This is a genomic window from Pseudomonas sp. B6002 (assembly GCF_013385985.1).
GTDB lineage: Bacteria > Pseudomonadota > Gammaproteobacteria > Pseudomonadales > Pseudomonadaceae > Aquipseudomonas.
Window position 1 is genome coordinate 48641 of the sequence record NZ_JACAOY010000004.1, and the last position, 23679, is coordinate 72319.

The following is a 23679-nucleotide window of genomic DNA, read 5'->3' on the forward strand; positions in this document are numbered from 1 at the left end:
CGGGCTGGAATCAGTTGCGAAAAGCGCGGGGCTTAGAGCGCCGCGTCGTACTGCAAGCGGAATTGGTTGAGCAGCGCAAACACCCGCAGCCCATTGATGTAGTCCGGCGGGAACAGCACGTTGACCCGGCTCGGATCCTGGCTGTCGCGCTCCACGATCAGGTGTTCGGCGAACAGCTCGGCGTTCTCCACATGACCTTCCAGCTCCAGCTTGGCGTACTGGGCGATCAACTCACCGCGGATCGTGCTCGGGGTCACGATCGGCTGGCCGGCACCGAACCGCGTGCCGTCGCTGGCCAGTTTGTGGCGCCCGTATTTGCTGGTGATCACGCTTTGCAGGCGGCGCACGATAAAGGCCGACTGGTGCAGGGTCTCGCTGTCCAGGTAGGAGTTGTCGGCCTGGCCGAACGCGTTCTTCTGGTAGGTGGTGATTGCCCGCTGGATACGCACATAACCGCCTTCGTAGTAGGCGGTGGCGATGCCGTAGTTGAGCAGCGACTGACGCTCGGTCAGGGTGAAACGCTCGCTCGCAGCGGCCGGATCAAGGCCAGGCAGGCTACCGCTCTGGGTCGGGCGGCTGGCGTCTGCCGAGATAAACACTGCGGTGCGTGCGGCCAGGGCGGCGGCTTGTACCCAGACCGGTTGCGGCACACCCGGCTCCATGGCCTGGAGGGTCACGTGCTGATCGTTGCGGGCCTGGCCAGCCGCTACCAGCGTGCCGACCGTGCCGCGCTTGGCGGTGTACACGTGACCGAACAGTTGCTTGGCCCAGGACCAGCGACCCGTGTTGTCATCCATCACCGCCTGCCAGGCATTCAGGCTGGCGGTGTCAGCCCACGGCATGCAGATGAATTCAAACGGTTCATCGCCCAGGGCTGCCAGCGCCGCCAGTTGATCAGGTACACCGGTGCCCGTCGCCATTTTGCCCAGGGTCGCCGTCAAGCCGTCGGGGATCTGCTCCCCATTGCTCTGGCCCAGGCGGTTGAGTTGCAGGCTGATGTCGTTGCCGCTGTCGCCAGTCCATTTCGCCGCCAGTGCGACGGTGCCGTCCACGGCGACCGCTGTCACCGGCAGGTCGTTACTGGCGTTGATTTTCACCGCCAGCGCACTGGCCGCGACGGCGGCGGTCGCCCCATTGATGACGCTGGCCTGCACGCGCACACCGCCGACATACAGGTTGAGCACGCCGCCCTGGGTGGCGGTGCCGGCGAGCTTGAGCTCGGCCTTGGCCACGCTGCCTTCCGTGCTGTGCAGGGGCAGGCACCAGATCTCTCCCACCGGATCGCTTTTGCGAAAGGTCTCGTACATCGCCGCCAGCATCGAGCCCGAGCCGCCAATACGCTTAGCCATCGCCGCGCTGGACACCAGCACCAGGCTGCCGACTTCGGCGCTGGTCACGTTGTCGTTGACCTGGCCCACGATCAACCGGCGCAAGGCCGAGCGGGCACTGTTGGCTGCCGAATTGTCCATCTCGGCGTAGAACAGCGGCACACGAATGTCCGCTGGAATTTGACTGAATCCAATCGCCATTATTTGGCTCCCTTTGGTTTTGCCGCCTTGGCGGCTTTGGTGATGATGTCGCCATCAGCCAGACGTCGACGCCACCAGGCGTTGTCCGGGACTTCACGACCCTCGGCCGGCAACAAGTCGCCAGCCTGCGGGTCGGGTACGGCACGGCCGGCAACCGGCAGTACGGTGATACGTGTGCTCATGGTGTTACCTCGGCAGAAAACGTCAGTTCCAGGCGCCCGTCGGGGCCTGGGCGTTGCAGGTTGGGGTCGGCCGGGTCAATCGCATCGACCCGCACCGTGGCCCCGTTGAAGGACGGCAAAGCGTCCAGCTCAAGCTCGTGCCAGGTTTCCGCCGGCTGCGTGCTGAGGTTACGGCCGAGCTGGAACCCGGCAGAAAAACGCAGGCGATACAGGCCCCGCGTCTTGTTCAACAGCAGCCAGTGGCCGCCGTCATACCGGATGGGCTCGTAGAAACGTTCCGGTTTGAACCCCACCAGCGCGCGCCAGACTTCGGCGCGCAGGGTATGCAGTTGGTCCATCGCCTGGGCCTGTTGGCCGTCCACCAGGTCGATCACCAGCACCACGCCAAAACGCTCGCGAATCACTTGGCGCAGGGTGTTCTGTGAATGGCTGGGGGCAGCTGCATCGGCGATAGGGGTCACCACCGCTGCCGGCGTGCCGACCAGCGCTTGCAGGCTTTCGAGGTCGAGGCCGGCATGAAGATGCGGGGTGAGGCTGGGGCAGTGGTCGTGCAGGTGGGTGAGTAAGGGCGTGATTTTCATGGGACTTTCCAGGCAATAAAAAGCCCGCTCGTGAGCGGGCCTTGGGGGCGACACCAATACCAACTAAAGCGCCAGGCCACTGGCGGTGATCGTGCTTCGGTAGCCCTTTGCGTCACTGCTATGGACCACCTTGTCGATTGACCAGCGCCCTCGCATATACACCGGCCAGGACTCATCCAGCAGCACCAGGCCTTCGGCAGACAGCAGCGGATTGCCGGGACAATCGATGGCCATCGTCAGCCCTTGCTGGCCGACTCGGCGCAATTCGCCTTCGGCCACCGCTCGTGCTTCCGCTTCGTTCTGATAGCGTTGGCGCAGGGTCTTGAAAGGAGCGATACCTACCTGTACCACCCGCTGCTTACAGGCGGCGCCATCCCACCAGTTGACCCGGCACCCCTGGTATTTTGACCGGGCCTTTTCGTCGATCTTGGCCGTGGTAAACGCCTGGCTTCCCGGCCGATTGTCTTGGGTCACCGACAGGCTGACATCGGGCAACTGCTGACCAGACAGCGACTTGACTTGCCCGCTTTGAGCCAGCACATACAACTCGTTGATCGGCTTGCACACGGCGTTGTAACGACTCGCGAGCCGTGTGATAAAGCCCATGTCAGTCTCGTTGGACTGGTCGATATGAGGGATCGAAATACCTTCCAGGGCGGGCGCAACGCGAGGTGAATAGCCATGACGCGTTGCCAGTTGACGAAACAGCGCGCCCAACGTCGTAGGGCCATGGCTGACAGAGCGTCGCTGGCGATAGCCACTGGCATCCAACACACTGAATGGCGCGGCAGAGGCCACGATGTGCAGGCGCATGGGAAACAGCACCGGCGTGCGCTGGGTCACCACAAACTCGCCCTTCTCCACCAACCCGGATTCCAGGTAGCCGACCCGCAGGCCGATTTTGCCACCCAGGCTCGGCAACCCGTCCAGCCCCTCGATGTTGATCGTCAGTTCCAAGCGGTCAGACTCGATACCGGCCGCATCGGTATGGGTCCAGCTCATCACCCGTTGATTGAGCAGCGCCGCATTGGCGCCGTAAAACTCCACGCTCGGCGTAAATCCAAAGGGCATGTCGCCTCCTTAATCCCAGGCAGTAACAGGGCGCGCAGCGGCCGGCTGCGGCGGCACTTCGGGCACGCTTATCCAGACGCCCGCCGGCAATACCGGGCCTTGCTCCGCAAGGTCGGGGTTCAAGCGCCAGAGGAGTTCTTCAGCGGTATCGTCACAACGACCCAGCTCCCGATAGAGCAACAGGTTGACCGAATCACCGGCAATACTTCGTGCTCTACGCATTGACGAACTCCTCTAACGTGAGTGTCCAGCCGATGAGCATGGCCGTGCCGTCATCGATCACGGCGCTCTGGCTTTCTGCAATCGTATTGATACGCCACAGGCCCCAGTTACGGCCAATACCATCAACCAAGGGCAATGGCCGGCGTTCGTTTTGCAACGCCCGCAACTCATCCAGGCGCTGCATGCCGGTGCCGTACATGGCTTTGCCAGTGAAGGTCAGGGTTTCAGCCTTTTGCCCGGATTGCCGCGTTTGGGGTTTGCTGGCAATGATCTCCAGGCTGGTCCAGCCGCCATCAGAATTGCGCGTGAGCGTGTCATAGGAAAACTCGCGGGAGAGTCCGAAAATAAAATTGCCTAACACCATTTGTTGTCGCATCAGACCCTCACATCGTTCATGGCAGCACCGCTGCGCGTACCTAACAGATCACTCATCGACAGCGGGTTGAACTGCGCTTCGATCTGCTGAACCACCAGGGTGGCGAGTTCTTGGTGGCTGGCCTGTTCAGGCGCGTTGATCGTGATCTGGGGCGCGAAATTGATTGCGCCGCTGTTGGTTTGCGCGCCATTGAGACCTTTGCTGACGTCCGCAGGCGTGGGCAGCCGATCGGGTGTGCCGATAAATTTTTCGCTCAGCCATACGCCGAGGTCACTGCCAACAAAATTGCCGACGGCGCCACCAACAGTCTTACCCACTGCGTTGCCCAGCACACTGCCCAACACCCCACCTAGTAATGTCCCGGCACCGGGAATGATTGAACCGAGGGCAGCACCGGCGAGCCCGCCAATCCTTGCCCCAACGACTGAACCAACAGCACTGCCCGTGTAACCGCCTGCCACGGCACCGCCCGCTGAGGCCACACCGGCACCGACAGTTTTCATGTCACCTGACGCAAGCCCACGGCCAATATCAGCACTTGCGCTGACCAGCAGTAGCGGCAATGCAGCTTTACTCACTGCACTCCCAACCCTGGCCACCTTACCGAACAAGCCCCGGCGGCCCGGCGCTATCGAGGCGCCTTTGTTATCACCCGGCTTGTTTTCAGCCGTTTTGCCTGCCGCCCCGGGGCTCGCCGATGAGGCACCACCGCCCAGCACCTTCTCGGCAACTTTTTCGTAAACCTTGTCCGTGACAGCACCGAAAACGCCAGAAACAAGAGGCGCCAACGCTGCACCGGCCAAGCTGATCGCGGCAGTGGTTTTGGGCAAAACCCCAGCCAGTGCAGTCAAACCATCGATCACCTCGGTCAGGATCATCAACGAAGTATCCACCACCGGCGCCTGTGCTTTATCGACAGCAGTGGAAAGGCGCGTGGTACTCGCCTCATACGCTTGACGCCTAGCTTGTGTAGATTCCGGCTCCGTGGAGGCCTTTTTCTCGGCGGGGCTGCCATCGGTCGTCTGCCGCAGATCATTCAGCTTGAGTAACGAGGCATTGAACGTTTCAAGCGTTCCCCTGAGCAGCACCTGCTCCACTGCCAAGCGATCAATCACAATACTGGCGTTGGCCAGCGCAAGGCTCAGGCTCGAGAACGGCAGTTGCGCGGCATCCAGAGATGAAGGCCCTGTGAGACTTTGCTGCTGGGGTGGTGCGTCATCCATGACACTCGCGCTGTACATCAGCCCGGCCGACGCCAGCGAATAATTGATTTGCATACCGCTCTACTCCTGTTTAACGCCAAGGCGAGTCATCGCGATGTCGTAGCGGCGCAATGCTTTTGCGGCATCCCATTCCAGGATCTCCGCTTCGGTTACCGAGTAAACCAGCGGCACCACATCGAGGATTACGTCGATGTCGCGTTGCGAAAGAAGGCCGCCGGTTGATTTAAAAAATCGTCGATGCGCTCCTGCAGTTCGGTCCAGTCGGGCACGGTCAGCTGGGCGAGGTCGGGGATCATCAGGCCGGTGCAGTGAGCAGTGATGAACTCGGCGCGCTCTTTGTTGGTGGTGAGTTTTTTCATCACCTTGGTAGCACGCAGGGCGGGCATTTCCAGGGGCAGTTCGGTGAGGGTACGGCCAGCAGCGTCGAGGGGCAGCAGCAGCTTGACCTGTTCGTGGGAGGACGCCTCTTCCGCTTCGCCGAGGAAGAACGACGCAGGGCGGGTAGACATCTCGTGTACGTAGTGGGCGATGGTCACGTAGTCCGGGCGCTTGAGTTGGTCGAGTTCTTTTTCCGACAGGCCGGTGGCGAGTTTCGCCAGTTCGAAGAACTGGTCGTCCTCGTCATCACCGGCCCGGGCCAACGCGTCTTTTTGCGCGGCGTAGTGCAGCGGTTTGAGCTGGACCTGCTCGATCGTCGCGCCGGTGTCGGCGGTGATCGGCGAGAGCAGGCGGTGCAGCGGTGGCATCCAGGCCATGGGGCAATTCCTTGGTCAGCAACTGTTGAAGAAAACGCAGATAAAAAGATGAGCGCAGTCAATGTGGGAGCCGGGCTTGCCCGCGAAGGCATCACCGCGGTGTAGCAGGTAAACCGAGTCGCCTGTATCGCAGGCAAGCCAGCTCCCACATTGACCGTGCCCACCTCAGATCGCGGGGTCTTTAAGGCATGAGTACGGCGCGGCGGGCGTCGCCGAGAATGTCGACGCCGTTGAGTACAAACTTCTGGGTGCGCACGTCGATGTCGATCACCGAGATGCCATTTTCCAGGCGGTTGTAGGTGCGGCAGGACAGCTCCAGGGTGGTGGTGGGCTTGGCGTTCATCGTCAACGCTGTCTCGGTCAACGATTTGAGCTTGCCGCCGACGGTGTGGTAGGTGAAGTAGGTCTTGCCGTCCTGGTCCTGGCCGGCTTCCCGCACGTTCAACAGAATGTCGTCACCGAGGCGCACGCCCAGGGCCAGCATGATTTCCGGACCGACACCTTGCAGGGCCAACGTGGCGGTCAAGGGCTTGCCGCTCTTGGCCATTTCTTCGGCGATGAAGCGGCCACCGGTCATGGCCTCCATCTCGAACTCGACCTTGGGCGGCGTGAAGGAATCCACCGTCGCGGACAACGGCAGGCCTTGCAGGGTGGCCGCAATGGCCTGTCTTACACGGTTGGTAAACATTAGAGAACGTCCTCCAGGAACTGCTCGATGATTTCATCGCGGGCATTGAGTTGATAAATCATGTGTTCGTTCGGCGCGTAGCGGCCGTAGTCGATGACGATGTACCAGGTGCCGTTCTTGTACTTCTCGACACTGTTGAGTTCCGGGTGCAGGTACACGCTGCCGCCCGGGATGGTTTCGTCGGCCACCAGGGTTTGCAGCCAATCGTTGATGCGCTTGACCTCCTGGTCCATGAAGGACTTGGTGAGGTTCTTGGCCATGGCTTTCTGGCCGGCCTTGACCAGCTTGCGGCTGATGGCGTCCTCCAGGCCGACGTAGCTGATGAACTTGCCGGTGATGGAACGGTTACCCAGCAGTGAAAAACCGCCAAGGATAGTGCGGGCGTAGTAGCTCACGCCGTAGCGGTTGAGCAGGTCGCCTTCGGTGGAGGTGTCGAGGATGTTGTACTCGACGACGCGGGATACGTCCTCGGCGAACGTCACCTGGTTGCCCGGGCTTTCCCACTGCTTGACCTTGGCCAGTGCGGCGATGGCCAGGGACGACGGCGACAGGAACACGTTTTTCTTGGCGGCCTTGGAGTACACCGACGGCATGTTGTGCACCAGCAGGCAACGGTCGAAACCGAGGTCGGCACCGCCCAGTTCACCGCTGTAGGTCACCTGGTCGGCGACGCTGGCGTCTTTGCCGTCCAGCACCACACGGGCCTTGATGCGTTTGCCAAAGGCAGCGAACTCACCGGCTACAGCCTTGGTGCCGGTGAAGCCCGGGGCGCCGATGATGGTCAGGTCTTCCGGCACGCTGGCCAATGCCGCCAGGCCGAGCTTGCGACCGGTGACCGGCTCGTCGCCGCCGATCACGTTGTTGATCGTGTCAGCCGGGGTCGTGCCCTCTTCGACGATCACCACGTAGACCGGCACCTTGACCACTTTGAGGATCTGGTAAACGGCGTGGAACAGCGTGCCCGACTCAGTGCCGGTCGGGTCCAGCAGCGCCTGGGTGGTGAAACTGTTGATGCGGAACGGCGCATTCTTCGGGATCGACGCATGGGCCTTCGGCGCAGTGCCGACCAGGCCGATCACGTTATCACCGAGGCCACCCATGGCCTCGGGGGATTCGGTGGCATTCACAGTGATGCCGTTGTGCTCGAAGTTCAAAACCTCAGCCATGATTAGTCAGCCTTCTTGGTGGTGGCCTTTTTGGCCGGGGTGGCGTTGAGGACGCTGGTGAGTTCCAAGCGGCCAGCGGTGCGCAGGGCGGATGCTTCGACGTCCAGCAGCTCCAGCTCCTGGCCGACGGTGGACCAATGGCCGGCGCCGATAGGGAATGGGGTTAGGACGGTGTAGGTTTGGCGGGTGGGCATAAGTAGGATCTCCAGGCGAAAAAAAACCGCTCAAGGCGGTTGGGATGGTTGGTGTTTTTAGGCCGGAGGCGCAGGCCATTCGATTTCCATGGGGTAGCCAACTTGAGCTGAGACTCGGCTAATATCCACACGGTATTTTTTCCATTTTCTAAGCTGTTCAATCTCTGCTGGCAAGGCCTCGTCAAGATCTTCGGCATCTTGCAATGGAGCAATTTTGGTCGTCGCTACTGCAAGCAAGACGTCTGCTTTTGCGGCTGCTTGCGCTAGGAGCTCCTCCTGTGTCTTTTGCTGCACGTCTAAACGAGGCTTTCCATCTGAATCAACAGTAATTACACCGCCTTCAGATTGGCCATTGATCAAAACCCAATAGCTTTCATCAGTGAGCGCTACAGCGCCTTCAAATGTTTGCAAATAGAACCCTGATGTTCGCGGATCAAAGTAATACATAGAAAACCCTCAGTAACCGAATGCCAACCACCTAACAGGGACACCATTTACCGTCCCCGTTCGAATTTTGAATTGTGCGTTCGATACAACAACGCCCATCGTCATATACTCCGTGCTACCGCCTCCCGAGTTGCCATCAACGTTAACGGTTGCGCCCAGATAAGCGCAGTTCGTAGCGAATGCTATAGGGAAGCTCAATGTTGCAGTCGACGAATTGATACTGCCCCATTGAATGGTCAAGCCACCTAGCCAAGAAGGGAATATGAGGTAACCGTTTGCGGTTAGAGAAGCAGCAAAGCCGAAGCGTAACTTTTTCGGGCTAACAAAAACTGAGTCGCTGGCGCCATCATTCACTTGGCCTTGCGTACCCACTTTCGCAGTGCCTTGGTTACTCTCGGTTGCCTGCGATGCGAGCGCAGCCAGAGCCGCGATATCAATATTTCCCTGATTTACTGGTGAGTTCCAGGCCTTGATGCACCACATGACGGCCAGGTTTCGAGGACGTGTAACCCCAAAATTATTACCTTCGGCCGCCATCGTGCCGCCGCTACCGCTAATGCCACCATACGCAGCACCTGGGTAATCCCCCGCGCTACCGATATCCAACCCGTATGCAGCACGAGCGTTCGATTCCGGCGTTACGGTCGCGTTGTACAGCCCCGTGATAGTGACGGTTGTGATCGTCGAATCTATCGTCTGAAGGCTACCCTTCTGTGCGCTCCCAAGCTCCCGTCCGGCATCCACTCCGCGACCATGGTCCCAACCACGCAAGAACTCTCCACGCGACTCAGGCAATCGGAAGTACCCGGCAGGTTCGCCCCCCGTGTTGAACGTAGTACCGAGGTATGCCGCCAGATCGGGGTAGGTCGCAATGCTCTTTACACTGCCGTCCAACTCCAGGTAGCCGGGCGGTACGGCAGTTTTGGGGAATGGAACGATCGAGCCGACGGGAACGGCGGATTTCAACGTATCGAGTTCACTGACAAGTGCGGCGACATCGATGCTTCCCTGATTGATCGGAGCGTTCCAAGCCTTGATGCAGTACATCACGGCAATACTGCGCGGGCGTGTTTCACTCGCGATACGGGGATCGCCGTTCACGCCATCATTAATAGGGGTGACAACTGTAGGGCCAAGAACCGTATCACCTACTTTGTTTGATACGAATGGCCCGTTCGACGTTTCACTGATAACGCCCGCTCTACCACGCAATTCATGACCATGACCTTGAAAAGAGTCCGCGCGCCAACTACCGATGCCACGGCCTAGGTCAACGCCCCGCCCATGATCCCACCCACGCAAAAACTCCCCACGCGACTCCGGCAGTCGGAAATTCCCAACCCCCTCATCGCCCTTATTGAACGCAGTCCCCAGGAACTTCGCCAAATCCGGGTACGCCGCAGCGCTCTTCACACTGCCGTCAATTTCCAGGAACCCAACCGGTACCTTATCCACCGGAAACGCCACCATCGAACCCACGGGCAGCGCCGAAGATTGAGCAATCAGCGCCTCAATCTCAGCCTTCGAATACGTCCCCTGCTTCAGGTAATCCATCACCCAAGCCCGAGTCGCTTTTACCACCGTGTCATCAATCAACAACGTGACAATCGAGGCATTGCTCGTCTCGAAAATCGAGCGGATATAAAACTCCTTACCCGACCCGGACGTAGCCAGCACCGGCTTGTACGACTCCGGATATTTCACGATGGCGTACAGAATCCCGGTGTCGGTCCACAGCCCGGCCTCTCGCACGTACCAGCCACCAACATCCGAAGGAATGGTGACTTCGGCCATCAGCCAGTTGGCGTTTTTTTCATCTTGAAACAGCGCATTCAACGGCCCGCGCCAGACTTCGCGTTTCAGCGCTTTTGCGTTGGCATCCGGGTTGTAGACGGCGCCGTTGCCGTCGCCGACGGAGATCTGCGCCAGTTTGATCGGCACGCCCGCCGCCTTGCAGGCGGTTTCGTAGGCGATCCCCGCATTCGTGAGCAGGGTGTAATAGTCAGCCATTTAGTGCTCCTGTGGATAAAGGGTGGTGGTTTCGACGGTGTACAGCCCGGCCGCCATAAAAGCGCGGCCCGTGGCCTCGACTCCTGCCAGCACGTTGGGGTAGATCGTGGTCAGTTCGCCGCACAACGTGGCGGCGCCGATGAAGTGACGGCCCGAAGCACTCAGGCCTACGGAGATCGACAAAATGTCGCGCTCGCTCTTGGCGTCAGCCAGGCGGCGATCGAGTCGGGCGTCGATGATTTCGCTGTAGGGCAATTCGGTGTAGGCCCGTACGGAAAAGCTGTAGGGCACGCCAGGCGGTGTTTGTTCGTACCAGGCACGCACCTCTGGGGTGAGTTGCAGACCTTTGGCCGCGTTTTCCAAAGCCTGTCGCGTGCCAGCCTGGCGAGCAGTGGGCCAGGCGAGTTTGACGGTCAGGCGTTTCTCGGCCTCGGGGGCCGTGGAACTCCATTCGTTCACCGCGCGGTCTGCCGCCAGGTAAGGCAAAAACGACGCCGGTGTGCGATCCGGGTCCATCAATTGCGGGAACGGTGGAGTCACCCGCTCCAGCAACTGGCCAAAGCCCAGATCCAGCGCCTTTTCCAGCGGTGAGCTGTTGGCGGGCAACAGGCTCGCTTTGGGTTCACTCATAGCGTGCGCACCTCCACCTCGACGCCCGTGCAATACGGGGCCTGGAACGCGCTGCTGATGATCGGTTCCAGAGGCTCGAGAATCTGCAACTGGGCGGCGCCGGCACTGTGGATGGCGTAGTCGATCCAGCTTGGATCGACGCGACCTTCCAGGCGGTGGCAGGAATCGGCGTAGGTTTGCAGCAGTTTTTGCGCCGCGACTTGGGTCAATCCCGAATCGGGGCCGGCGTTGATCTTGGCCACCACGCGAATTTTGTAGCGCTGGATCTGCGCGCCCTGGACGGTCACTCGATCAGTTTCCGGTCGCACATCGGGCCGCGCGAAATGTCGACGCACACCGTCAAGCAAATCGGCAGAGGCCGTGCCATCGCCATCCCGTGAAAGCACGGTGACCATCACCTCGCCGGGGGCGGTGCGCCGGCCATTGCCGTCCTTGACCTGTGCCGCATAACCATCCGGGTCGAAGGTGTAGCTGACGGTGACCACGCCTGGTGTAGCGCTTTGCACCTTCACCGACGGCCGTTCACCGAGGGTGAAGACTTCGCGGCGATACTGCATCCGCGAGCCCGCTGCCGGCGCATGGGGCGCCAGGTAATAACGCAGGCGGGCGTCATCATCGCTTTCCAGAATCGGCGGCACCGGCGGGAATGCAGCCGGGTCGCCGGGGTCGAGTACCTGGCGCTCCAGGCCCATGTCGGCCAGGCGGGCATCCAGGTTGCTACCAGTGGCCCACCACGCCAGCATCTGCTTGATGCGGGCGTTGTATTTGCGTTCATGGGTTTGCAGGCGCACGCAAAAGGCTTCCAGGGCCAGGGTCAGCAGCTCACTTTCGTTGTCGAGGCTGACCTTGAGTTTGGCCGCGCTTTGCGGCGCACGGGTGGCGACGTAATCGACGACGAAGGCTTTGAACTCGGCCAATAGAGGTTCGAACTCATCGACAGCGATGATCGCCGGTTCTGCCAGTTGGTTCTGGCCAGGGATCAGCATGCTCATGTGACAACCTCGAAGGATTGTTGGCGGTTTTTCCAGGTGCCGGCAAAACGCAGCAACAAACCTGCGCCCTGGCGGGTGGCGACAATGACCTGGGGTTGAAAATCAGCAATGCCGTTCTGGGTGTTGTAAAACGCTTGAGCCGCGTGGCTCTGGGCGAGAAGCAGCAAATCGTCGCCCAGGTTCTGGCCGAGCAGTTGGGGGATGAGCGAGCCGTACAACGGCCGCTTCTGACGCGTGCCCACAGGGGTGGTCAGCGCTCGGGTGGCACGCTGCACAAATTGCAGCCAGTCATCGACGGCTGCCCCGGTGTTCCTATCGATTCCGATCATGGCAAATCCTTATGCGCTGCTGATCACTCGGCCTTGGTGATCCACCACCGGGCCGCTCAAATGCACGCCGGCCGCATCCAGCAACACGCCGCTGGCGCCGAGTTGCAGGGTGATGCTCTGGGCCGTCATCGTCAGGCTGGCGGCACCGACCTTGACCTCGACCTGTTCGCGGGAGCCGCTGAACGTGGTAGGGCCGTTAATCCAATTGAAGGTGTGGCTGACGTCGTCGTAGTCGCTTTGGGTGCCGTCCTGATGGCGGCGACGTGTTAGCGAAGCAACACTCGATACAGGCGGAAACAGACTACTGTTGAGGCCGAACAAAGCCACGGACTGCGCGCCCCCTTCCCCGCTGCCATAGTTGAGCAACAGGCATTGCTCGCCGATTGACGGGATGCGGGTTTCGGTCTGTGCCCCCGCGCTGGGGTTGAAGAACCGGATGGCCGGGGTAAGCAACTCGCCGTGGCTGATCTTGCAGGTATTGCTGACAGCGTCCACTTCCTGGCACACACCGATGCGGCAGAAGCTTTCGGCGCGGCGGTAGAGGTCTTCGAGTTGGGCTTCCATTTCAGCCAGGCGCTCGACGATCGGCCCCAGTTGCATGCGTAGCAATGCATCGAACATGGACTACTCCAGCAAGGGGCGATATTGGTCAGGGTCATCGATGTTCGAAACTTCCCACGTGCGGGCAAACAGCGGTGTGCCGGTAGGATCTTCGAGCAGCGACGGGCCGAGGTAGAGGGTTTGGGTGAAGGACACGGTCCAGGTGTCGTAGTCCGTTTCTGCAATGGATGAAGTCGACGGCGCCGCGACAATGTTGGTGGGCAAGTCGCATTGGTCTGGCGGCAGGCCCCAGCGATTATCCAGGGCCAGGTCCATCACTTGGCTGGCCAGATCGCAGGCGTCGAAAGGGGCTGAGCCGGCAGGTACATTGACCTTGAGCAAAACCGTGAGGGCATGAGCCTTGCGCCCGTCCATGGAGCGAAAACCAGGCCCATTGCGTTCAATGCTGATCAAGACGCCGGGGCCTTGAGCGTCCAGGTGTGTTCCCAAGCTCAGCTGTGGGAAAGCGTTCTTCAACGCCAGCCCAATGGCTTCGGGAAGCCGGGAAGGTTTTTCAATAAGTGTCATTGGGTCGCGTCCTTGCAGCGGGTTACGGCTGATCCGGGCGAGACGTCGGGGTCTCGTTGACCCCGATGCGCTTGGCCGCCCAGCGTTCATAAAGGCCGATGGCGACGTCCGCGCCGGCCATGGCGGTGAGGCAACCAATGGCACCCGCGGTCCAGATCGACATGCCGGCGGCGTAGCACAGCATCAACGCCGAAACCCCGCAGACCATGCACGCCCCGGACCGCAGGGCCAGGCGCCGTATTAGCGACCAGCCACGGGCGCCCTCTTTGTCGGCGCGCCACATTTCGCCGGACACCCCGCCGATCAGGGCCAGTGCGATCACCAGCCAGATCGGCATTTCCGCTAACGCTTGCTGCTCGTTTGTCATGTCACGCCTCCTGGCTGAGCACTGCCGGCAACGTGCCGGTTTCCTTGGTAAATCCATACAGTGGTAGGCATTCCAAAAAGCCCGGTCGCCCGGGCTTTTCAGTAATGATGTCCTCGGTCTTTCGGCGCTACTGGCGCGGTACGGACCTTTCCTCGATGTTTTTCCGACCACGATCCCTGTCTGCCGGATAACTGCTTCTGGTGCTTTACGCTGCACACCCGGGCCAGTTGCCAACCCTCTGAACCGTTATGAGGCCGGTTCATCGCTGCCTGTTCTTGAAGCGGTGGTGAAACTAAAGAGCGTCGGCATCCTTGCCGGTGTTGCCTGGCATCCCTGCCATCGCTTCGATGGCGTCCATGCCGGTGTTGCATGCCTTCCTTGTCTTCCTTGGCAGCATCCTTGCCGCCTCCACCAGGCCTTATTGGCTGGCTTGAGATGAAGAATATGCATGTATGCATATACAGTCAATGCACAAATGCATTTATTTTTCCTGATGAAATGCACGAATGCATTTTCAGCCTTGTGGGCAGCGGGATTGGTGGTTTTTTGCAGACGAAAAAAAGCCCGCTCGTGGGCGGGCTTTTTCTTACGGAGGAAGGTTATCGGGCGTACATGCCCCACCAGAATACATGGCCGAGGATGCTGATCTGCTCATCCTGGATTTCCTGGAAGCTGTAGTCTTCGTCCGGGTGCTCATCGCGATTGAAACTGCGCAGGCGAATCCCGGAAGGCAGGCGGTAGAGCTGTTTCACGCGCAACTGGCCATTGTGATTGATGGCATACAAGTCGCCATCCACGATGTCGCCGATGCCGCTCTTGCCCGCGTTCACCCCGACCGTGGCGCCGTCACGCAGCACCGGCAACATGCTGTTGCCACGTACCGTTACGCACTTGGCCTGGTCGAACTGCACACCGTTGTGGCGAAGGCTGCGCTTGCCAAACCGCAGGCTGGCTTTCTCGCTTTCCTCGATGACGAATCTTCCTGATCCAGCAGCCAATTCAACCTCGCGCAAAAAGGGGATCGACACCTCGTCATCATTAACGGGCGTGTCGTCGTCCCACAGGCTTATGTCCTTGAGTTCGGAATGCATCGGGTCACGCCCCTCCTCCCGCGAAACGCCCACCGCCACGCGCCCGCGCAGTTGATCGGTGCTCACGCGAAAGTACTCGGCGATGCGGGAAATATGCTTGTCCGACGGATCCACGATCTTGCCGCTGAGGATCCGTGACAGCGTGGATTGAGGCACGCCGGTACGCCGGTGAAGCTCCGTGGGGGAGATCCGGTCGCGGTCCAGCAGTTCTCTTAATACGGTTGAAACGTTGCGTTTTTGCATAACGGGGATGATGACGGGGGATTTAGGGGTTGGCAAATGCAAATTTGCATATTTCATGCATTTACCTTGCCGGGATACCTATCCGTTTGCGAACTGCGTAGCCACGACCTCGCGTGTTAACCTTGCCGCCATCGCAAAATCGCAGGGCCGAATGCCCCACCTTTGCCCCACTCCTTTCAACGAATTTGCCTACGACCCAATGAGTAAAGCCACTTCAGATCTGTCCTCCCACACCCCGATGATGCAGCAGTACTGGCGCCTCAAGAACCAGCACCCTGATCAGTTGATGTTCTATCGCATGGGCGACTTCTACGAGATCTTCTATGAAGACGCGAAGAAGGCCGCCAAGTTGCTGGACATCACCCTCACCGCGCGCGGGCAGTCGGCGGGGCAGTCGATTCCGATGTGTGGCATTCCTTACCACTCGTTGGAAGGCTACCTGGTCAAGCTGGTGAAGCTGGGCGAGTCGGTGGTGATTTGTGAGCAGATCGGCGACCCGGCGACGAGCAAGGGGCCGGTGGAACGGCAGGTGGTGCGCATTATTACGCCGGGGACGGTGAGTGACGAGGCGCTGCTGGATGAGCGTCGCGACAACCTGATCGCCGCGGTGTTGGGCGATGAGCGTCTGTTCGGCCTATCGGTGCTGGATATCACCAGTGGCAACTTCAGCGTGCTGGAGATCAAGGGCTGGGAGAACCTGCTGGCGGAGCTGGAGCGCATCAATCCGGTGGAGCTGTTGATCCCGGATGATTGGCCAAAGGACTTGCCGGCAGAAAAACGTCGTGGGACCAAGCGTCGCGCGCCGTGGGATTTCGAGCGTGATTCGGCGCTGAAAAGTCTCTGCCAGCAATTCTCTGTGCAGGACCTTAAAGGCTTCGGTTGTGAAACCCTGACCCTGGCCATCGGCGCTGCCGGTTGCCTGCTCAGCTATGCCAAGGAAACCCAGCGCACCGCCCTGCCGCACTTGCGCAGCCTGCGCCATGAGCGCCTCGACGACACCGTGGTGCTGGATGGTGCAAGCCGTCGCAACCTGGAGCTGGACACCAACCTGGCCGGCGGTCGCGATAACACCCTGCAATCGGTGGTCGACCGTTGCCAGACCGCCATGGGCAGCCGCTTGTTGACCCGTTGGCTGAACCGCCCACTGCGGGACTTGAGCGTGCTGCAAGCGCGCCAGTCGTCTATTACCTGCCTGCTGGACGGATACCGTTTTGAGAAGCTGCAGCCGCAGTTGAAGGAAATCGGCGACATCGAGCGCATCCTGGCGCGGATCGGCCTGCGTAACGCTCGCCCCCGCGACCTGGCACGCCTGCGCGATGCCCTCGGCGCCCTGCCGCAGTTGCAGGCCGCAATGACCGATCTGGACACGCCGCACCTGCAACAACTGGCCGTGATCGCCAGCACCTACCCGGAACTCGCGGCGCTGCTGGAAAAAGCCATCATCGACAACCCGCCGGCGATCATTCGTGATGGCGGTGTACTCAAGACCGGTTACGACAGCGAGCTGGATGAGCTGCAGGCCCTCAGCGAAAACGCCGGGCAGTTCCTGATCGACCTGGAAGCCCGCGAAAAAGCCCGAACCGGCCTGGCCAACCTGAAAGTCGGCTACAACCGTGTGCACGGCTACTTCATCGAATTGCCGAGCAAGCAGGCTGAATCAGCACCGATCGACTATCAACGTCGCCAAACGCTTAAAGGTGCCGAACGCTTTATCACCCCTGAGCTGAAAGAGTTCGAAGACAAGGCACTGTCGGCCAAGAGTCGTGCCCTGGCTCGGGAAAAAATGCTGTATGAGAACCTGCTGGAAGACCTGATCGGCCAACTGGCACCGTTGCAAGACACCGCCGCTGCATTGGCCGAATTGGATGTGCTGAGCAACCTGGCCGAACGTGCGCTGAACCTTGACCTGAACTGCCCGCGTTTTGTGAGCGAGCCGTGCATGCGCATCGTGCAAGGGCGTCACCCGGTGGTGGAGCAGGTGTTGACCACGCCGTTCGTCGCCAACGACCTGTCGCTGGACGACGATACCCGCATGCTGGTGATCACCGGTCCGAACATGGGCGGTAAATCCACCTACATGCGCCAGACCGCGTTGATCGTGTTGCTGGCACATATCGGCAGCTTCGTGCCGGCGGCCAGTTGCGAATTGTCCCTGGTGGACCGCATTTTCACGCGGATCGGCTCCAGCGATGACCTGGCCGGCGGCCGGTCGACCTTTATGGTGGAAATGAGCGAAACCGCCAATATCCTGCACAACGCCACCGAGCGCAGCCTGGTGCTGATGGACGAAGTGGGACGCGGCACCAGCACCTTCGACGGCCTGTCCCTGGCGTGGGCGGCGGCGGAGCGATTGGCACACCTGCGTGCCTATACGTTGTTCGCCACCCACTACTTCGAGCTGACTGTACTGCCGGAAAGCGAACCACTGGTGGCCAACGTGCACCTGAACGCCACCGAGCACAACGAACGCATCGTGTTCCTCCACCACGTACTGCCGGGGCCAGCCAGCCAGAGCTACGGCTTGGCCGTGGCGCAATTGGCCGGTGTGCCGAACGATGTGATTCTGCGCGCCCGCGAGCACCTCAGCCGCCTGGAAACCACAGCCCTGCCCCATGAAACCGTGGTCGCAAGCCCTGCCAAGGCCTCCAGCAAACCTGCCGCTCCGCACCAGAGCGATATGTTCGCCGGCCTGCCCCACCCGGTGCTGGAAGAGTTGGCCAAGCTTGACCTGGATGACTTGACGCCGCGTAAAGCGCTCGAAATGTTATATGCACTGAAGGTTCGGATATAACGCTGGCGCTTGCAAGCTGGTAGACTCTCGCGCGGTTTGGGATGCTGCGGGCTATTAGCCTGGCCTGCAGACTATCGCTCCCGAACCTCGCGAGCCCTGCCACAAAGGGTTTCGCTGCCGCCGCCTGAGGAGAGAATTAGAAATGACCTTCGTCGTCACCGACAACTGCATCAAGTGCAAGTACACCGACTGCGTGGAAGTATGTCCGGTGGACTGCTTCTACGAAGGCCCGAACTTCCTGGTTATCCACCCGGACGAGTGCATCGACTGCGCCCTGTGTGAGCCAGAATGCCCGGCCGTCGCTATTTTCTCCGAGGACGAAGTCCCGGCAGAGATGCAGGAATTTATTCAGTTGAACGTCGAGCTGGCGGAAATCTGGCCGAACATCACTGAACGCAAGGATCCAATGCCAGAGGCAGCGGAATGGGATGGCAAAAAAGGTAAGATTGCAGACCTCGAACGCTGATAGCGTCGTCGCCCCAAAAGGCCCCTTGCGGGCCTTTTTGCGTTTCTACAGGGCGGGTTTTACTTTTCTACAGGCAAAAAAAAGGGGCGGTATGACCCGCCCACATTTTTTCCCTAGTCCCTGTGTTCCTTTTCATCATCCTGATGAATCGCATCCTGCGACGTTCCTTGAACCATCGTTCCTTGATGGCTGTGTCAATCCGTGGACACAGGGCTGATCTTAAAGAGTTCCAATGTAAGTTCAACGGGATCCAAGCACAGGGACCACCATTGATCTCGGTCAACTCGACAAAAATAACCCTTTAATATCAATGAGATAAAAAAACACTCTCAACGATTCAAGACGGCCAAGGCGGGTAAAAAAACCAATCACTTACGAAAAAGTAAGCGAATGCTTACACGAGCAATTGCGTAAAAGCGTAACTGCGACCTTTCTCCGGCCATCCAGATAAGAAAAAGCCCCGACACGTCGAGGCTCCTTTTCCCGCCAACGGCTCAGTCGTCGCTGACCGTAATGGTCGGCATGGCTGGCGCGGCGGCTTCCTGCAGGACGATTCGTGCGCCCACGTGGCGGGCCAATTCCTGGTAGATCATCGCGATCTGGCTGTCCGGCTCTGCAACTACCGTTGGCTTGCCGCCGTCGGCCTGCTCGCGGATCAACATCGACAACGGCAGCGAAGCCAACAGTTCCACACCGTACTGGGTGGCCAGCTTCTCGCCACCGCCTTCGCCGAACAGATGCTCGGCATGGCCGCAGTTGGAGCAGATATGCACCGCCATGTTTTCCACGACGCCCAGTACCGGGATGTTGACCTTGCGGAACATCTCCACGCCTTTCTTCGCGTCCAGCAGCGCCAGGTCCTGGGGCGTGGTGACAATCACAGAACCGGCCACCGGGACTTTCTGCGCCAGGGTCAACTGGATATCACCGGTGCCTGGCGGCATGTCGATCACCAGGTAGTCCAGGTCGCCCCAGGCCGTCTGGGTCACCAACTGCAGCAGCGCACCCGAGACCATCGGCCCGCGCCAGACCATCGGCGTGTTGTCATCGGTAAGGAAGGCCATGGACATGACCTCCACGCCCAGCGACTCGATCGGCACGAACCACTTCTGGTCCTTGACCTTGGGCCGCGTGCCCTCGGCAATGCCGAACATCACGCCTTGGCTCGGACCGTAGATATCGGCGTCGAGAATCCCCACGCGCGCGCCTTCACGGGCCAGGGCCAGGGCCAGGTTGGCGGCGGTGGTGGATTTGCCCACGCCGCCTTTGCCGGACGCGACCGCAACCACGTTCTTGACGTTGGCCAGGCCTGGAATCTGCGCCTGGGCCTTATGCGGGGCAATCACGCATTGGATGTCGACCTTGGCGGTCGCTACGCCGTCGAGGCCTTCGATAGCCATTTGCAGCATCTGCGCCCAGCCGCTTTTGAACAAGCCGGCGGCATAGCCCAGTTCCAACAGGACCGAGACCTGGTCGCCCTGGACCTCGATGGCCCGTACACAACCGGCACTGACCGGGTCCTGGTTCAAATAGGGGTCGGTGTACTGGCGAAGAACGGCTTCCACCGCTGCGCGATTGACGGCGCTCATGGGCTACTCCCGAAAAAAGACTGACTGAAACAGGCGGCTATCCTAACCGTTCCGACCGGTTAACGGCATGCTTTCGCAGCCAGGGAATGTTCTGAAACAGCGCCACGGGGTGAAATATATTTCCCGGCGCTTTATAGTGGCCGACCTCCGTTTCATCAAGTAGCCGAGCCCCATGTCCGAGCCACGCAAGATCCTCGTCACCAGCGCCCTGCCCTATGCCAATGGTTCCATCCATCTTGGCCATATGCTTGAGTACATCCAGACCGATATGTGGGTGCGCTTCCAGAAGCATCGCGGCAATCAATGCATTTATGTCTGCGCGGACGACGCCCACGGTTCGGCCATCATGTTGCGCGCCGAAAAGGAAGGCATCACCCCGGAACAACTGATCGCCAACGTGCAGGCTGAACACAGCGCCGACTTTGCCGAGTTCCTGGTGGATTTCGACAACTTCCACTCGACCCACTCCGAAGAAAACCGCGAGCTGTCGAGCCAGATCTACCTGCGCCTGAAAGAAGCCGGGCATATCGACCAGCGTTCGGTGACCCAGTATTTCGACCCGGAAAAGAAAATGTTCCTGGCCGACCGCTTCATCAAGGGCACTTGCCCGAAATGCGGCACCGAAGACCAGTACGGCGACAACTGCGAAAAATGCGGTGCCACCTACGCGCCGACTGAGCTGAAGAACCCTAAGTCGGCGATTTCCGGCGCCACCCCGGTGCTCAAGGACTCCCAGCACTTCTTCTTCAAGCTCCCGGATTTCCAGGCCATGCTGCAAACCTGGACCCGCAGCGGCACGTTGCAGGACGCCGTGGCCAACAAACTCGCCGAATGGCTCGACACCGGCCTGCAGCAATGGGACATCTCCCGCGATGCGCCGTACTTCGGCTTCGAGATCCCGGGCGAGCCGGGCAAGTATTTCTACGTGTGGCTGGACGCGCCGATCGGTTACATGGCCAGCTTCAAGAACCTGTGCGACCGCACGCCGGAGCTGGACTTCGACGCGTTCTGGAACAAGGATTCCACCGCCGAGCTGTACCACTTCATCGGCAAGGACATCGTCAACTTCCACGCCCTGTTCTGGCCGGCGATGCTCGAAGGTTCGGGCTACCGCAAGCCGACCGCCATTGCCGTGCACGGCTACCTGACGGTCAACGGCCAGAAGATGTCCAAGTCCCGTGGCACCTTTATCAAGGCGCGCACCTACCTGGATCACCTGTCGCCGGAATACCTGCGCTACTACTACGCCTCCAAGCTGGGCCGTGGCGTGGATGACCTCGACCTGAACCTGGAAGACTTCGTACAGAAGGTCAACTCGGACCTCGTGGGCAAAGTCGTCAACATCGCCAGCCGCTGCGCCGGGTTTATCCACAAGGGCAACGCTGGTGTGCTGGTGGCCGAAAACGCCGCACCCGAGCTGACCGACGCGTTCCTCGCCGCCGCGCCAAGCATCGCCGACGCCTATGAAGCACGCGACTTTGCCCGCGCCATGCGCGAGATCATGGGCCTGGCCGACCGTGCCAACGCCTGGATCGCCGACAAAGCCCCGTGGTCGCTGAACAAGCAGGAAGGCAAGCAGGCGGAAGTCCAGGCGATCTGCGCCACGGGCGTCAACCTGTTCCGCCAGTTGGTGATCTTCCTCAAGCCAGTGCTGCCGTTGCTGGCCGCCGATGCCGAGGCGTTCCTGAACGTCGCGCCGCTGACCTGGAACGACCACGTCACATTGCTCAGCAATCATCAGTTGAATGAGTTCAAGCCGCTGATGACCCGTATCGACCCGGTGAAGGTGCAGGCCATGACCGACGCTTCGAAGGAAGACCTGGTTGCCAGCCAGACCGACACCGGTGAATCCGCGTCTGCAGGTAATGGCGAGTTGGCCAAGGACCCGATTTCCCCGGAAATCGAGTTCGACGCCTTTGCCGCCGTGGACCTGCGCGTGGCGCTGATCGTCAAGGCTGAAGCCGTGGAAGGTGCCGACAAGCTGCTGCGCCTGACGCTGGACCTGGGTGGCGAGCAACGCAACGTGTTCTCCGGGATCAAGAGTGCCTACCCGGACCCGTCCAAGCTCGACGGCCGCCTGACCATGATGATCGCCAACCTCAAGCCTCGGAAAATGAAGTTCGGCCTCTCGGAAGGCATGGTGATGGCGGCCGGCCCTGGCGGCGAAGAAATCTACCTGCTGAGCCCTGACAGCGGCGCCAAGCCGGGCCAACGCATCAAGTAAGCCCATGGGCCTACGATGAGCGAAACAGGTCTACTGTAGGAGCCCGGCTTGCCGGCGATGGCGTTCTCAAGGACGCCATCGCAAGCAAGCCGGGCTCTTACACATCCACTACCCGCCCGTTCGCTTGACCGGCATGCCAATGATCACCCCATGAACCTGATTCAACGTATCGACGCGCTGCTGCCACAGACCCAATGCGGCAAGTGCGGGCACCCGGGCTGCAAGCCTTACGCCGAGGGCATTGCGCTTGGCGAGGCAATCAACAAGTGCCCGCCCGGTGGCCAGGAAACCATCGCCGGCCTGGCGCAGTTGCTGCAGATGCCTGTGCTGGAACTGGACACCAGCCGTGGCGAGGCTCCCGCCCAGGTCGCCTATATCCGTGAAGCCGAGTGCATCGGCTGCACCAAATGCATCCAGGCTTGCCCCGTGGATGCGATTGTCGGTGCGGCCAAGCTGATGCATACCGTTATCGCCGATGAGTGCACCGGTTGCGACCTGTGCGTCACACCCTGCCCCGTCGATTGCATTGAGATGCGCCCTGCGACCAACGTATTGCCGATCGTGGGAGGCCAGGCAACCCACGCTCACGAGCTGCATGAGCGCAGCCTCAAGCGCGATCGCGCTAGACGGCGCTATGAACAACGCACTATACGGTTGCAGCGGGAAGAAGCGCATAGGCTCGCCGAACGCCTGGCTCGGGCCAAGCGCCCAGCAACGGCTGCCCCCGTGCAGACAGATACGACTCAGGCCGCTCAGGATGCAGCGATCAAGAAAGCCAAAATCTCGGTTGCAATGAGTCGCGCCCAGTTACACAAATCGCTGAAGGCATTTGGTCACCCACCTACATTTGAGCAGCAGTCGCAATTGATCGTGCTCCAACAGCAGTTTGAAGCGGCTGAACAGGCACTCGCGGCATTGGAGCTCAGCACTCCGACACCTTTGCCCATACAGAAGGACCCGGCGCTCAAACGCGCAAAAATCCAGCTGGCCATGCGCCGGGCCGAACTGAAAAAAGCCCAGGACTTGAACGCTGACGAGCAACAGTTGGCAACCTTGAGTGCAGCCCTCTCCAGTGCGGAGCAGGCGCTGCATGATGCCGAGGCGGAAAGCGACCAACCCAAGCCCGACTTGCAACGCGTGGAAAAACGCCCTATCGATGCCCAGCTGCGCCAGCTGAAAACGGCCCTGGCTTATGCACGGGCTGAAGTCAGCAAGCTGCAACGCCAACCCGGTGTCAGTGCACAGGAGCTGGACGTCGCGCAACAGAAGCTCGAGCAAGCGCAGCTTCGGGTAGATACCCACACCAGCCCTTGACCCGCGACAGGCGCTGCAAGAGGTGCCAACGATGGTTTATCCTGCAAGCGCTGCCCCTATTCGAAGATCAT

General features: G+C 60.3%; 25 protein-coding genes. 4 read left to right on the forward strand and 21 right to left on the reverse strand.

The features are described from left to right. Nucleotides 1-32: 32 nt before the first annotated feature. The 20 genes from HX792_RS03765 to HX792_RS03860 form a co-directional block, all read right to left on the reverse strand. Nucleotides 33-1529 (reverse strand): phage tail sheath subtilisin-like domain-containing protein, encoded by a 1497-nt coding sequence (locus HX792_RS03765; RefSeq protein WP_176994832.1) that lies wholly within the window; start codon nt 1527-1529, stop codon nt 33-35. Next, entirely contained in the window at nt 1529-1711 is a 183-nt protein-coding gene (locus tag HX792_RS03770; protein WP_176994833.1) for a DUF2635 domain-containing protein, read from the reverse strand. The genes HX792_RS03765 and HX792_RS03770 overlap by 1 nt, the downstream gene beginning before the upstream one ends. Further along, on the reverse strand, nt 1708-2292 hold the full coding sequence (locus HX792_RS03775; protein ID WP_176994834.1) for a hypothetical protein: 585 nt from the start codon (nt 2290-2292) through the stop codon (nt 1708-1710). Before HX792_RS03775 ends, HX792_RS03770 begins: the two co-directional genes overlap by 4 nt. 63 nt (nt 2293-2355) lie before the next feature. After that, nucleotides 2356-3363 (reverse strand): contractile injection system protein, VgrG/Pvc8 family, encoded by a 1008-nt coding sequence (locus HX792_RS03780; RefSeq protein ID WP_176994835.1) that lies wholly within the window; start codon nt 3361-3363, stop codon nt 2356-2358. Between the two features lie 9 nt (nt 3364-3372). After that, entirely contained in the window at nt 3373-3585 is a 213-nt protein-coding gene (locus tag HX792_RS03785; protein ID WP_176994836.1) for a tail protein X, read from the reverse strand. Next, nucleotides 3578-3961 carry a phage tail protein gene (locus tag HX792_RS03790; protein ID WP_176994837.1) on the reverse strand — a complete coding sequence of 128 codons (384 nt, stop codon included), beginning with the start codon at nt 3959-3961 and terminating at the stop codon, nt 3578-3580. The genes HX792_RS03785 and HX792_RS03790 overlap by 8 nt, the downstream gene beginning before the upstream one ends. Next, the gene (locus tag HX792_RS30280) at nt 3961-5238 is read right to left on the reverse strand and encodes a hypothetical protein (RefSeq protein WP_256349796.1); all 1278 of its coding nucleotides are present in this window, start codon (nt 5236-5238) and stop codon (nt 3961-3963) included. Before HX792_RS30280 ends, HX792_RS03790 begins: the two co-directional genes overlap by 1 nt. Before the next feature lie 128 nt (nt 5239-5366). Further along, on the reverse strand, nt 5367-5939 hold the full coding sequence (locus tag HX792_RS03800; protein ID WP_176994838.1) for a phage tail assembly protein: 573 nt from the start codon (nt 5937-5939) through the stop codon (nt 5367-5369). A gap of 181 nt (nt 5940-6120) precedes the next feature. Next, entirely contained in the window at nt 6121-6627 is a 507-nt protein-coding gene (locus HX792_RS03805) for a phage major tail tube protein (RefSeq protein ID WP_176994839.1), read from the reverse strand. Continuing rightward, on the reverse strand, nt 6627-7793 hold the full coding sequence (locus tag HX792_RS03810; protein ID WP_176994840.1) for a phage tail protein: 1167 nt from the start codon (nt 7791-7793) through the stop codon (nt 6627-6629). Before HX792_RS03810 ends, HX792_RS03805 begins: the two co-directional genes overlap by 1 nt. A 2-nt stretch (nt 7794-7795) precedes the next feature. Further along, entirely contained in the window at nt 7796-7987 is a 192-nt protein-coding gene (locus tag HX792_RS03815) for a hypothetical protein (RefSeq protein ID WP_176994841.1), read from the reverse strand. Nucleotides 7988-8044: 57 nt separating this feature from the next. Continuing rightward, nucleotides 8045-8434: a tail fiber assembly protein gene (locus HX792_RS03820; protein WP_176994842.1), complete on the reverse strand. Its 390-nt coding sequence runs from the start codon at nt 8432-8434 to the stop codon at nt 8045-8047. A 9-nt stretch (nt 8435-8443) separates the two neighbouring features. Continuing rightward, the gene (locus HX792_RS03825; protein ID WP_176994843.1) at nt 8444-10444 is read right to left on the reverse strand and encodes a phage tail protein; all 2001 of its coding nucleotides are present in this window, start codon (nt 10442-10444) and stop codon (nt 8444-8446) included. Further along, nucleotides 10445-11074 (reverse strand): phage tail protein I, encoded by a 630-nt coding sequence (locus tag HX792_RS03830; RefSeq protein WP_176994844.1) that lies wholly within the window; start codon nt 11072-11074, stop codon nt 10445-10447. Continuing rightward, on the reverse strand, nt 11071-12066 hold the full coding sequence (locus HX792_RS03835) for a baseplate J/gp47 family protein (protein ID WP_176994845.1): 996 nt from the start codon (nt 12064-12066) through the stop codon (nt 11071-11073). The genes HX792_RS03830 and HX792_RS03835 overlap by 4 nt, the downstream gene beginning before the upstream one ends. After that, nucleotides 12063-12395, reverse strand: coding sequence for a phage baseplate protein (locus tag HX792_RS03840; RefSeq protein WP_176994846.1), 333 nt, complete (start codon nt 12393-12395; stop codon nt 12063-12065). The genes HX792_RS03835 and HX792_RS03840 overlap by 4 nt, the downstream gene beginning before the upstream one ends. Before the next feature lie 9 nt (nt 12396-12404). Beyond that, on the reverse strand, nt 12405-13016 hold the full coding sequence (locus tag HX792_RS03845) for a phage baseplate assembly protein V (RefSeq protein ID WP_176994847.1): 612 nt from the start codon (nt 13014-13016) through the stop codon (nt 12405-12407). Nucleotides 13017-13019: 3 nt separating this feature from the next. After that, nucleotides 13020-13523 (reverse strand): hypothetical protein, encoded by a 504-nt coding sequence (locus tag HX792_RS03850; RefSeq protein ID WP_176994848.1) that lies wholly within the window; start codon nt 13521-13523, stop codon nt 13020-13022. 22 nt (nt 13524-13545) lie between these two features. After that, nucleotides 13546-13890: a phage holin family protein gene (locus HX792_RS03855; protein ID WP_176994849.1), complete on the reverse strand. Its 345-nt coding sequence runs from the start codon at nt 13888-13890 to the stop codon at nt 13546-13548. A 599-nt stretch (nt 13891-14489) separates the two neighbouring features. Continuing rightward, complete coding sequence (locus tag HX792_RS03860; protein WP_176995249.1) at nt 14490-15224, reverse strand: XRE family transcriptional regulator; 735 nt, start codon at nt 15222-15224, stop codon at nt 14490-14492. A gap of 199 nt (nt 15225-15423) precedes the next feature. On the opposite strand from HX792_RS03860, the gene mutS reads away from it, so the two are divergent. Continuing rightward, nucleotides 15424-18015 carry a DNA mismatch repair protein MutS gene (mutS, locus tag HX792_RS03865; protein WP_176994850.1) on the forward strand — a complete coding sequence of 864 codons (2592 nt, stop codon included), beginning with the start codon at nt 15424-15426 and terminating at the stop codon, nt 18013-18015. A 142-nt stretch (nt 18016-18157) separates the two neighbouring features. Then, nucleotides 18158-18481 (forward strand): ferredoxin FdxA, encoded by a 324-nt coding sequence (gene fdxA / locus HX792_RS03870; RefSeq protein WP_078740980.1) that lies wholly within the window; start codon nt 18158-18160, stop codon nt 18479-18481. 494 nt (nt 18482-18975) lie between these two features. Here the strand turns inward: fdxA and apbC are convergent, their stop codons facing one another. Then, nucleotides 18976-20070, reverse strand: a complete 1095-nt coding sequence (gene apbC, locus HX792_RS03875) for an iron-sulfur cluster carrier protein ApbC (RefSeq protein WP_176994851.1) — start codon at nt 20068-20070, stop codon at nt 18976-18978. Between the two features lie 172 nt (nt 20071-20242). Between apbC and metG the strand changes: the two genes are divergently transcribed. Next, nucleotides 20243-22294: a methionine--tRNA ligase gene (gene metG / locus HX792_RS03880; RefSeq protein WP_176994852.1), complete on the forward strand. Its 2052-nt coding sequence runs from the start codon at nt 20243-20245 to the stop codon at nt 22292-22294. A 150-nt stretch (nt 22295-22444) separates the two neighbouring features. Beyond that, the gene (gene rsxB / locus HX792_RS03885) at nt 22445-23608 is read left to right on the forward strand and encodes an electron transport complex subunit RsxB (RefSeq protein ID WP_176994853.1); all 1164 of its coding nucleotides are present in this window, start codon (nt 22445-22447) and stop codon (nt 23606-23608) included. Nucleotides 23609-23679: the final 71 nt, after the last annotated feature.